Source organism: Streptomyces sp. NPDC048606, from assembly GCF_040650855.1.
Lineage (GTDB): Bacteria > Actinomycetota > Actinomycetes > Streptomycetales > Streptomycetaceae > Streptomyces.
This window is the reverse complement of the sequence record NZ_JBEZIB010000031.1, coordinates 1-12,303: the sequence shown is the minus strand read 5'-3', so window position 1 is coordinate 12,303 and position 12,303 is coordinate 1. Positions and strand designations below refer to the sequence as shown.

At 66.7% G+C, this 12,303-nt stretch carries 4 protein-coding genes and 1 pseudogene; 4 read left to right on the top strand and 1 reads right to left on the bottom strand.

Annotated features, from left to right (window positions below; all coding sequences use genetic code 11):
- Window positions 1-379: 379 nt before the first annotated feature.
- Entirely contained in the window at window positions 380-7,831 is a 7,452-nt protein-coding gene (locus tag AB0D01_RS28760) for a polymorphic toxin-type HINT domain-containing protein (RefSeq protein ID WP_363060231.1), read from the top strand.
- An 8-nt stretch (window positions 7,832-7,839) separates the two neighbouring features.
- Complete coding sequence (locus AB0D01_RS28755; RefSeq protein WP_363060229.1) at window positions 7,840-8,514, top strand: hypothetical protein; 675 nt, start codon at window positions 7,840-7,842, stop codon at window positions 8,512-8,514.
- A 114-nt stretch (window positions 8,515-8,628) separates the two neighbouring features.
- Here AB0D01_RS28755 and AB0D01_RS28750 read toward each other — a convergent pair.
- A pseudogene (locus AB0D01_RS28750) lies at window positions 8,629-8,869 on the bottom strand (tyrosine-type recombinase/integrase); the annotation flags it as partial.
- Between the two features lie 1,030 nt (window positions 8,870-9,899).
- Here AB0D01_RS28750 and AB0D01_RS28745 point away from each other — a divergent pair.
- Together AB0D01_RS28745 and AB0D01_RS28740 are read left to right on the top strand one after the other, a co-directional pair.
- Window positions 9,900-10,952, top strand: a complete 1,053-nt coding sequence (locus AB0D01_RS28745; RefSeq protein WP_363060227.1) for an alpha/beta hydrolase — start codon at window positions 9,900-9,902, stop codon at window positions 10,950-10,952.
- Window positions 10,949-12,169 (top strand): acyltransferase, encoded by a 1,221-nt coding sequence (locus AB0D01_RS28740; RefSeq protein WP_363060225.1) that lies wholly within the window; start codon window positions 10,949-10,951, stop codon window positions 12,167-12,169. Before AB0D01_RS28745 ends, AB0D01_RS28740 begins: the two co-directional genes overlap by 4 nt.
- Window positions 12,170-12,303: the final 134 nt, after the last annotated feature.

Below are 12,303 nucleotides of genomic sequence, written 5' to 3'. Positions count from 1 at the left end.
GAATGCTCTTCCGAGGATTCATTTTCGGACACGATGATTTCTCCCCCCTCGGGTGCGGTTTTTCGCCACCCCTGGGTGTTCGCAGGCAAATGAGCCCGATAGGCGGGCAGCACGAAGGACCGGCTCCCCGACCGGTGTTCGCGCATGGAATGTGCGAGCAGATCATGACGCATCACGTGGTAAGCGTCACCTGCGGCAACACACAACATCAGCCCGTTTTGAGCCCTTTGTCATAGCCTATGCAGACGGTAAGTGATAAATTCCACAGCGGATAGCGGACTCTGGATTTCGCCCGCCGTAGGCCGCAGAATCAGCGCACTATTTGTCAGTTCCCTGCCACACGTGTGTCATCACCGTGGGCAGAGCGTGGGGGGTCCACATGTCGCCGTTCTCGGCGCATCATTTCCGCCTGCCCGGAAACAGAAGGTCGCGCGAGAAACGCGCGCGCCTCGCCGGGCGTACCGGTGTCACCATCTCGGTGGCGCTGATCGCATCACTCCTGCCCATCCAGGCCTGGGCGGCGCCGCCCGGCTCCCGGGACGGCGTACAACTGCCCGGTCTCCAGCAGGACATGAAGGCCAAGCTCGACAAGGTCGAGGCGGCCAAGCTCGAAGGCTGGGCCGGCGCTCCCGTCCAGTCGCCGCCGGAGTACGAACCGACGAAGGTCACCCCGCCGGCCGCCGGCAGCGTCCCCGTACCGCTGGCCGGTGACCAGCTCAAGCAGGCAGGCACCCTGCCCGTCAGCATCGGCAAGGCCTCGCCGACCCCGGAGAACCCGACCCCGCCGGAACCCTCGGGCACGTGGACGGTCGGGGTCGAGAACCGTGCGGTGACCGAGGCCGCGAACGTCGACGGCGCCCTGATCAAGGTCACCCCGCCCGCCGACGCCGCCGCGACACCGGTCGACGTCCAGCTGGACTACAAGCAGTTCAAGGACCTCTACGGCACCGAGTGGGCCACCCGCCTGGAACTCAAGCAACTCCCCGCCTGTTTCCTGGAGACGCCCAACCTTCCCGAGTGCACCGTCTCCAAGGACGTCCCCAGCACCAACGACCCCGCCACCGGCACCGTCCGCGCCACCGTCGACCCGGCCACCGCACCCGGCCAGGGCCTGCGCACCATGGCCGTCGGAGGAGGCGGCCCGATGGTCCTGGCCGCCTCGGACGGCGCGTCGGGCGCGGGCGGTACGTACAAGGCGACGCCCCTGTCCCCGTCCGGTTCCTGGACCGCGGGCGGAAGCGGCGGCGGCTTCTCCTGGTCGTACCCCCTGACTATCCCTGGGCCGCCGGCCGGGCCATCGCCAAAGATCGAGTTCTCGTATTCCTCTCAGGCCGTCGACGGCAAGATGTCGGTGGCCAACGGGCAGGCCTCCTGGATCGGTGACGGTTGGGACTACGAGCCCGGATTCATCGAACGCCGATACCGATCCTGCTCTGAGGATCTGAAGGCGAACCCGAGCAAACCGAACAACGACAACGCCACAGACAAGAAGAAGGACGACCTCTGCTGGGCAGGCGACAACGTCGTCATGTCCATGGGAGGCTCCACGACCGCACTGGTTCACGACGTGACGACCGGCCAGTGGATCTCCGCCTCCGACGACGGCTCGCGCATCGAGCGCAAGACGGATGCGAGCGTGCCCAACGGCGCCAAGGACGGCGAGTACTGGATTGTCACCACTCGTGATGGGACACGCTACTTCTTCGGCCGCCACGACCTCGACGGTGCTGGCTCCCGACCCGTTACCAACTCGGTCCTCACCGTCCCGGTCTTCGGAAACCATGCCGGTGAGCCTTGCCACCAGTCGTCCTACGCGGCCTCGTCCTGCGACCAGGGGTGGCGCTGGAACCTGGACTACGTCGAGGACATCCATGGCAACGCCATGATCATCGACTGGGCCAAGGAGACCAACCGCTACGCCAAGAACTCCAAGTTCAAGGAAGCGGTCACCTATGCCCGTGCCGGGTACCCCACCCAGATCACCTACGGACTGCGCAACGACAACCTCTCCGGTCCCCCGGCCGGGCGAGTCGATTTCACCGTCGCCGAACGCTGCGTCAAGGAAGGCACCACGCAGTGCTCAGACGCGGAATTCGAAGGAAACAACTACGGTGACAAACAGCCTTGGTGGGACACCCCCTCGACCCTGCACTGCAAGGTGGGTGCGAAGGACTGCTACAGCGCGTCACCGACCTTCTGGACGCGTAAGCGCCTGACCTCCGTTACCACCCACGGCCAGCGCACAGAGGGCTCCACCGCCCTGTCTCGGGTGGACCGCTGGGATCTGACGCAGTCATTCCCCCGGCAGCGCACCGACACCCACCCGCCGCTGTGGCTGGAGTCCATCACCCGCACAGGCTACGGAGCCCCCAAGGGAAGTCCCGGAAACCAGGAAGCCACCGCGCTGCCCCCCGTGTCCTTCATAGCGAACGTCAAGGACATGCCCAACCGTGTGGCGGCCGGTGCCACCGATGCCACGCCCGACTTCGATCGCCTTCGCGTGGAGACCATCCGTACCGAGACGGGTGGTGAGACACACGTCGACTACTCTGCGCCATGTCCCGTCGGCAACACTCATCCCAAACCTGAAGAGAACACAACCCGCTGTTACCCCGTCCACTGGTCCCCGGACAAGGAGGTGGAAAAGCCGAACCTGGAGTGGTTCAACAAGTACGTCGTCGAGAAGGTCACGGAGAAGGACCGAGTCGCCCGACAGCCGGACGTCAGCACGACCTACAGCTACGAGGGAGACGCCGCTTGGGCCAAGGACACCGACGAGTTCACCAAGCCCGAGCTGCGCACCTACAGCCAGTGGCGTGGCTACGCCACTGTGGTGACCGGCACGGGCGTGACCGCCAACACGGGCAAATCCGATGCCACTGAGCAGGCTCAGACACGCACCCGCTACTTCCGCGGCATGTCCGGTGACGCCGGCAGGCCCAAGGTCACGGTCAAGGACTCCACCAACAGCGAGGACCTAGGAGAGGACCTTGCCCAGTACCAAGGGGTCACAGCCGAGTCGATCACGTACAGCAAGGCGGGTGGCAGTGTCGTCTCCCGGACTTTGAACTGGCCCTGGAGCCAGAAGACCGCCACTCGACCTCGAGACGGCACCACCCCCCTCGAAGCCTTCAGACGCGGCACCGACCGCTCGGAGCAGATCCAGAGCATCAGCGGTGGCAAGTCCCGCATGCTCCGCACCCGCAGTACCTACGACAGTTCCAACGGTCTGCCCCTCACAGAGCAGGCTGAAGTGCTGACCGGCAGCGGCTCGCAGTGGAGCACCGTCGAGCAGAACTGCACGACCACCAGCTACGTCCACAACCCCGCCAAGAACCTGATCGGCCTCCCCAACCGGGTTCGCAAGACCCGCGGAGACTGCGGGCAGTCCTCGACCGGCATCGCGCTGGCCGACTCTCGCACCTCATACGACGCCTTGAACGCCTTCGGCGCGGCTCCGACGAAGGGGTTGCCCTACCAAGCCGATTCCCTCGACAGCGCGGGCACAGGCTGGGTGACCAGCGCCCGCACCGAATACGATGCGCTCGGCCGCGCCGTGAAGGTGACCAACGCAGCAGGCAACGCGTCCACCACCGTCTTCGCACCCACAACCGGCCCCGCGTTCTCCACGACGAAAACCAACGCTCTGGGACACGCCTCGACGGTCAAGGTCGACCCTTCCCGCGGTCTCGCAATCGAAGCAACAGACGCCAACGGCCGCAAAGCCACAACGGCGTACGACAACCTCGGTCGCACCACCGCCGTCTGGAGCCCCGCCCAAAAGCCGGCGACGGACAAGGCAGCCGCGACCTTCAGCTACCAGATCTCCGAGCACGAGCCACCGGCCGTCACCAGTAAAACCCTCCAGGACGACGGCACCTACGACACCAGCATCACGATTTACGACGGACTGCTGCGCCCCCGTCAGACCCAGGGCGAAGCGGTCGGTGGCGGCCGCTTGATCACCGACACGATCCACAGCGCGAACGGCACGGTGCGCCGCAGCACCGGCAGCTACTACGCGGAAAGCGCACCCGAGAAGAAGATCTTCGTCCCGGAAAGCGTCTTCCACGTTCCGAACTCCACTGAAACGGCCTACGACGGACTGGGACGGGTAGTCCGCGCCACCACCCTGCACGCGGATGTCGCGCAGAGCTCGGTCTCCACCGAGTACGGCGGCGACTGGACCCGCACACGCACCGGCATGTCCCCTGACGGAACCACTCCGCTCAAGGGCAGCAGAGCCGTCGAGAGCTGGACGGACGCCTTCAACCGCCCGACCGAGGTCCGCCACTACACCGCAACCGACCTCACCACGTCCAACAAGACCACCTACTCCTACGACATGCGCGGCAACCTGGCCAAGGTCACCGACCCCGCAGGGAACCAGTGGACATACGGGTACGACGCCCGCGGCCACAAGACCAGCTCCAGCGACCCGGACATGGGCAACGCCTCGTTCGGATTCAACGACCTCGACCAGCAGATCTGGGCTCAGGACGCCAGCGGTCGCACCCAGCACACGACCTACGACTCCCTCGGACGCATCACGGAACTCCGAGACGACGCGGCCGACGGCCCCCTGGTGGCCTCCTGGACCTTCGACTCCCTACCGGGCGCGAAGGGCCAGCCCGTCGCCTCGAACCGATACGAGGCAGGAGCTGCCTACAAGAGCGAGATCACCGGCTACGACGCCGAGTACAGACCCACAGGGTCCAAGATCACCATCCCGGACGCACCCGCGACCAAGGGCCTCGCCGGCACCTACACCTCCGGCGTCACCTACACACCCACGGGCAAGGTGCAGTCCAGTACCGTCCCGGCCACCCCCGGCGGCCTGGCCGCCGAAAAACTGATCACCCGATACAACGCGGACGGCATGCCCCAGAGCCTGTCCGGACTCGCCTGGTACACCGCCGACGTCAAGTACAGCCCCTTCGGCGAAGTCCTGCGCACAGCCTCGGGAAACGCTCCGAACCGAGTGTGGACCACCACCCAGTACAACCCGAACACCGGACAGGTCGTCAACCGGATCAATGACCGCGAGACCGGCCCTAACCGGATCAGCGACATCTCCTACACCTACGACCCCTCCGGCAACATCACCGCCATCACGGACAGCCAGCCCGGAGGGCGGGAAGATCGTCAGTGCTTCGCGTACGACCCGATGGGGCAACTGACCAAAGCCTGGACCGGCAAAACCTCTGCCTGCGCAGGTCCCAGCCTCGCGGATGTCACGGCTGGCCCTGACGGCGACGGGTTCTGGCAGGAATACCAGTTCGACGCTGTCGGTAACCGCACCAAACTCGTCAACAAGGACCTGACCAACAGTTCCTTCGACGACGACACCGTCTACACGTACGGCGTCACCATCAGCGGCAACGGAACCCAACCACCCGTCACCATCAAGCCTCACGCCTTGGCGAAGACCGAGAAGACCACCCGCAACCCGGGGATGAGTGGAACCTGGGTCGCCGACTACACCTACGACGCCGCAGGCAACACCAAGACTCGGCGCATCGACGGGGACACCCAGACCCTGAACTGGGACCGCCGGAACAAACTCACCTCCGCCACCAGCCCCGGCATCGGCGCCGTGTCACTCACCGGAGCCTCCGGTAAGTGCGTCGATGTCGAAGGCGGTGGCACCACAGACGGCACCCCCGTCCAGATCTACCCCTGCAACGAGTCCCGAGCCCAGCAGTGGCGTCTCACCGGCAACACAGTCCGAGCCTTGGACAAGTGCCTCACCACCAGCGGGTCCAAGCTTGTGCTGGCCACCTGCGACGGCAGCGACAAGCAGAAGTTCGTCTACCGCATCGGCGACAAGTCCCTGAACAACCCCGCCACCAATCAGTGTGTGGATGTACCCAACAACGCCGCCGACGGCAGTGACCTCCAGCTCTGGTCCTGCAACTCGACCGGTCCCCAACAGTTCGGCTTCGACAACAACAGCACGTACGTCTACGACGCCGGCGGCAACCGCCTCATCGAGGAGACAGGAAGCAGCCGCACCCTCCACCTCGGTGACACCGAGATCACGGTGAACAAGGCGGGCCTGGCATTGGACGCCGTCCGCTACTACAGCGGACCCGGCGGCACCACCGTACGCCGCACTGGAGGCAAGCCGGACAATCACCAGCTCAGCTACCAGCTCTCCGACCACCACGGCACCGCCACCACCACCATCGACCTCGCCGGCGGTCAAACCGTCACCCGCCGCAAAACCGACCCCTACGGAAATCCCCGCGGAGCTCAACCCGGAAACTGGCCCGGCAACCGCGGCTTCCTCGGAAGTGGAATCGACGACACCAACACCGGCCTCACCCACATTGGCGCACGCGAATACGAAGCCACCACAGGCCGGTTCATCTCCGCCGACCCGATCATCGACATGACCGACCCGCTCCAGATGAACGGGTACACCTACTCCGCAGGCAACCCCATCATGGGTTCCGACCCCAGCGGTCTACGCAGCGAGGAATGCGGAACGCTCTACAACTGCGGCTCAAAGGGGACCATAACCTTCGGCAACACCAAGGAAATCGAATACCGGCACGACAGCGGGGCGCAGCTTGCCAGAACCCAGCACATCAGCGGCAACCGTGGGCCTGGAGTTCGTCCGACCGACCGCTGGCTGACGGAGAAGGGCCGAAATAACGGGTCAGGCGTCACACTCAAAAACCGGACCACGTACAAAGCCCCACCGCCCCCGGCTCCCCCCAAACCCGACTACTCGACCTCCACTGCAGTTGATCAGGTGTTCTACGGCGCCATCAGTAGCGTCGTCCATGCGTCATCACTCTTCGGAGCGGCGGTCGGAGACGAAGACTGCTGGGGAGACGGCGGTCCGGGCATGCCCGGATGCGATTACGGCGGCGACTACGACCGATGGATGGACGAACAAGGCGTCAATACCCAAGGAGACGTCTATCAGTTCACCGGATTCGCCGCTGAACTATGGGGACACGGAAAAACCGGAGGAGTCCAGAGGCCCGGCCTCGCCGGAAGGGGTGGAAACTGCTTCCTCGCCGGCACGCTCGTAAAAATGGCAGATGGCTCCACCAAGAAAATCGAGGATATCGAGACAGGCGACCAGGTACTTTCTACCGACCCTCAAACCGGAGAAACTCGCGCCTCCACAGTGACAGCCCTGTTCCAACAGGACGGAGAAAAACAACTCAACGAGCTCACTCTGGAGACAGGCGAGGGGATCGAACACCTGACCGCCACCAGCGGGCACCCGTTCTGGTCTCCTTCCGCCGGCGAATGGGTTGATGCCAGCGAGCTAGCGGCTGGAAACACCCTTGTCACCGAGCAGGGGCAAGTCGTCAGGATCTCGAACAATCGGCCGTTTACGCAGTCCGCGACAACGTACAACCTCACCGTCGCCGACCTCCACACGTACTATGTGCTGGCGGGGGCCACGCCGGTCCTCGTTCACAACTCCTCGTGCCTCACAACGGCTGGAAATAGCTTCCCCGGGGTGGCTCACACTCTTGACGAACACGTCGGGATATCGGACGCCAGAGCAATCTCCCTGGCTGCGAGCAAGCCGGGTGGAAAGAACAGTGTGTTCATCGATCACCAGGCCGCGCAACAGGTTGCGGACTACGCCGTAGCTTTCAATCAGACCCGCATCAATAAATGGTTGCGGGGATCACAGCAGCAGTTGACCTTCTCTGGTAGATTTGGTGCCAATAATTCTCTGGGCACTACGTTCTATGCGGATGGGTCCAGTGCTGCTACAGGAAACGGCTACTTCATACAGTTGACACGCGCCAAAGGGCATCCAGGTGGTTTCTATGTCTCGACGCTTTATCCGAAGTGAGGAATGCGATGGAAAGGTTCACTAGTTTCGACTTCGGCTTGTCGGGATTGGCTGCCCTATTTCATGAGGACTGGATTCATACGGGAGGAGTCGAGGAAGTTGTCTACTCCTACCTCTCCGTAGGGGAAGCGCTGGTCGCCGATGAGGCGCAGCAGAAGGAGGCGGCTGCGCTTGAGCGTGACGTCGCCGAACTGACTGGTTCTTCCTTGAGTGATGGCAGGATCGAGATGCTTTTCTCGATGTCGACTTCATGGAATTATCGCTTCCAAGGTGACGAGACGGGCCGCATCCTTCTGGGTCGCATCGGCAGGGCTTGTCGGCGATGGAAAGCGATATATGGCTGCGCGCCTCTGGAAGTTGACACTGCGTGGTCTTCCCAGGCCGTAGCGAATGAGGTGTGCGAGGTCATCACAAAAACCCCTCTGCAGGTCCCTGGTGAATTTCACAGATACTTCGGGTCCGAGGTATCCGAACTACGCGATGCGCTCGATACTTGCGCGCGATCCGCCTCCGCCGACCTTGCTTTTCGACTCCTCTTGAGGATTCATGTCGCCAATTTTATTCCAGTGGATCATTCCGCTTGGGTGAGGTATGAGGAGATCGCCTGCCGATTGGCGCTTGGAGAAGATCTACTGTCTTCCCTTGAATTCCTGTCTCCTGATACAGATCCCGGGTCGAATTAGGGGGTTCCATCTGAGTCTTCTTTTGTGGCGGCCTAACTTCAACGGATGACACCAACACGTATGAGGCCCTGCCAGACGCTTTCTGGCAGGGCTTCGGTGTACTCGACGGCAACGTCAGCGGACGGACGCTTTGGTGGGCGAAACGTCTGGGTGGCCGTTGGTCTGGCCGAGGGCAGCACCCGAGGCGTCGATGGCGTGGCGTTGGGGGCGGAGTCAGACGTGGGCGTAGACGCTGGCGGTGACTCCGATGTGAGCGTGTCCGAGGAATTTTTTTGATGACGACGAGATCGACGCCTTGTTCCAGGAGCAGGGTGGCGGTCGAGTGCCGAAGGTCGTGGACGCGGATCATCCGGAGTTCCGCGCCCGCGTCTACGGCACCACCCGCGACACCTTGGCCGTCCTTGCGTTGGTAGACGTCCCGTCTCCGTTCGCACAGGTGCGGGAGCGGCGGGACGAAGCGGGGCGGGAAGCAGACGGCGACGGCTCGGGAGTCGGCGATCTCGACGGCACAGGGGTTCGGTCTGACCGCCGAGCAGACCGAACCTGGCCGACGAGGCGGGGCTGGTCCCCGAGAAGGTGTCCCATCCTTGTTCAGACGGCGGGCATGGATGCGTGGGTGGCGGAGCTGCTTGCGGTACAGCAGGCGCTGAAGGCGACGCCTGACAAGAGTCGGGCGCGATCTCCACGCTGTCGAACGAGGCGCGTGGCGAGCTGGAGGAGCTGGGTCGGACTTGGATGCGCTGATCGCGAAGATCAGCGCGACTCCGGGTCCCCTTGCAGTCGTCCGCGGCCCTGTCCCCGTGGGCGGTCGCGGGAGACGACTGGGCCGCACAGTTCGCAATCGGGCTCCAGCTCGGCGACGTGTGGTGGACCTGGCACGACAACCCCGACGTGGAAGGCGTCACCTCCCGGCTGTGGCTCGCGACCACCGACGCAGCCGCGTGGGCGGCCATCGACTGGGACGGCCGCAGCAAGGATCGGTTCATGGTGTGGGAGTACGGGCCCCGAGGCCTGTGGAGCGAGGTGGAAGCCGCGTACCGGTGGTGGAACCTCGCCGGCAAGCCAGGCCCCGGCCGGTTCGGCCTGACCATCACCGCCGACGGCGAACACCGCACCTGGCTCGATGCCCCCCACCGGCTCATCCCACAGACCGGTCAAGGGCAGAGACACCGCAAAGAGCACCCGCCACCCGGCGGAGGGCTTCAGGGGTGGCGGGGGACGGACGGGGGACGGTCCATGGACACCCCGGAGAAAGGGCGCCGTCTCCTCCACCCCCTACCGGGGTATGACATGCGGGTTGGCTCCCCGGTGCGACGTGCCGGCGGGTGCCTTCTTCCTACCTTCCTCCTCGTCACGGGACGGGTCACGAGGAGAGGGGAAGGGGCATGCGCCGCTTCGGGAGGACGATGGTCACGGCCGCGCTGGCGGTGGCCGTCGTGGCGGGGACGGCGGGCTGGGCCTCGGGGAACGCGCAGCAACCGGTCACGGGGCCGCCGCCGGGGGCCGCCGCCTGGCGGGCGGCGACGCAGGCCGGGCGGGCGCTGCCCGATCCGGAGCGGGCGGACCCGCACGAGGTGGCCCGGTTCTTCGCCGGTCTGGACGCGGCGGCCCGGCGGGAGCTGCTCCTGGCGCACCCCTCGGTGGTGGGCAATCTGGACGGTGCTCCCCTCGCCCTGCGGTACGAGGCCAACCGGATCGCCGTCCTCGCCACGGGGGAGGCGCGCTACGCCTCGCTCGCCGCTCCGGGACGGCGGATCCTCGCCTTCGACCCGCGCGGGCGCGGTCAGGTGGCGGAGGTCTTCGGCGACCTGGAGCGCGCCGCGCACGTGTCGGTGATCGTGCCGGGTTCGGACAACGACGCGGGGACGCACGACGCCGCGCGGGCGCCGCACACCGGTCCGGCCGGGATGGCCCGCTCGTTGCTGGCCGCGGCCGGCGAGGGGACGGCCGTCGTGGCGTGGACGGGGTACACCACCCCGGTGGGGGTCGGGGTGGACGCGGCGACCGGCCGGCTGGCCGAGGCGGGCGCGGTGCGACTGGCCCGGTTCACGGCCGGGCTCGACGCGGTCGGCGCCCCCGATCCGGTCCTGTTCTGCCACAGCTACGGCTCGGTGGTCTGCGGGCTCGCGGCCCGGCACCTCGACGCCACCGACCTCGTCGTGTTCGGCTCCCCCGGGATGCGGGCACGCAGCGCGGCCGGGCTGGACACCCGCGCCCGGGTCTGGGCGGCCCGCGGCCCCTCCGACTGGATCGCGGACGTCCCGAACGTACGGTTCGCCGGGCTCGGCCACGGCGCCGACCCGACCTCCGCCGCCTTCGGCGCGCGCCGGGTGCCCGCCTCCGACGTCGCGGGCCACACCGGCTACTTCACGCCCGGCACCCGGTCCCTCGGGGCGTTCGCCGCGATCGCGAAGGGTGAGGGGGGCGAGGTCCGATGAGCACCCTGACCCGACTGCGCGCGGGCGCCGAGCGCATCGACCGCAAGACCCCCGCGCACCGCGACCGGGCCCTCGACGGGCTGCGCGCGCTCGCGCTGGTCGCCGTACCGCTCGGGCACTGGATGCTGGGCGGTTTCACGCTCGACGCCGAGGGCAGGCTGCACAACGCCAGTCCGTTGTCGACCTTCGGCGGGCTCGCCCCGGCGAGCTGGCTGTTGCAGATGCTCGGCGTCTTCTTCCTGGTCGGCGGCCACGCGTCGGTGTTGTCCTACCGGCGGCGTTCCGGATCGACGGGGGCCTGGCTGAAGGGGCGCGTGGTCCGGCTGGGGCGTCCGGTGCTCGGGGTGACGGCGGTGTGGGCGCTGGCGGCTCCCGTGCTGTACGCGGCGGGGGTGCCCGAGGCGACGTTGCGGACCGGGGCGAAGCTGGTGGTCCAGCCGTTGTGGTTCGTCGGGGTGTACGTGGTGGTGACGGCGCTGACCCCGTACTGCGTGCGGGCCTCGCGCCGGTTGGGCGGTTGGGCGGCGGCTCCGCTGCTCGCCTCGGTCGCGGTGGTGGACTTCCTGCGCTACGGCCCCCTGGCCGGCGGGGTCCCGTCGTGGCTGTCCCTGCTGAACGTCCTGCCGGGGTGGCTGTTCGCGTACCAGCTGGGCGTGGACTGGGGCGAGCGGCGGATCGGGCGGCGCGGGGCGTGGCTGCTGCTGGTGGGCGGGTCGGTGCTCTTCGCGGCGCTGCTGCTGGTGTTCCACTACCCGGCGTCGATGGTCGGCGTGCCGGGCGAGGCGCGGACCAACTCGCACCCGCCGTCGCTGCTGGTGTTGGCGCTGGCCGCGGCCCAGTCGGGGGCGGCGATCCTGCTGCGGGACCGTCTGGGCGCGCTGCTGGCCCGACCGGCGCTGTGGGCTCCGGTGGTGGTGGTGAACCTGTCGGCGATGACGATCCTGTGCTGGCACCAGAGCGCGATGCTCGCCGCGGCCGTACCGGCCTCGTTCGCGGGCGAGGTGGCGGGCCTGACGACGGCGCCCGAGACGTTCCTGTGGCTGGGGGCGCGGTTGGCGTGGCTGCCGGTGTTCGCGGGGCTGCTGGTGCTCCTGGCCCGCCACACCCGGCGGTTCGAGCATCCGGCGCGGCCGGGGCGGCGTCCTTCGGCGGTCCGGCGGGCCGCGGCGGGTCTGCTGGCGGTCGGCTTCACGGTCTTCGCGCTGGGTCTGGCCTGAGCACGGGCGGGCACGACGACCGGCCCGGCCCGGGAACGACGCGCCGGGATCTACGCCGCCGACCCCGAGACGGCCGTCGGCCGGCTGACCGACCACCGGCTCCGCGTCCTGCACGAGCAACTCCAACAGGTCAC

Coding starts and splice junctions, on each gene's coding strand:
- AB0D01_RS28760 (WP_363060231.1), top strand. CDS start 380: ATGTCGCCGTTCTCGGCGCATCATTTCCGCCTGCCCGGAAACAGAAGG.
- AB0D01_RS28755 (WP_363060229.1), top strand. CDS start 7,840: ATGGAAAGGTTCACTAGTTTCGACTTCGGCTTGTCGGGATTGGCTGCC.
- AB0D01_RS28745 (WP_363060227.1), top strand. CDS start 9,900: ATGCGCCGCTTCGGGAGGACGATGGTCACGGCCGCGCTGGCGGTGGCC.
- AB0D01_RS28740 (WP_363060225.1), top strand. CDS start 10,949: ATGAGCACCCTGACCCGACTGCGCGCGGGCGCCGAGCGCATCGACCGC.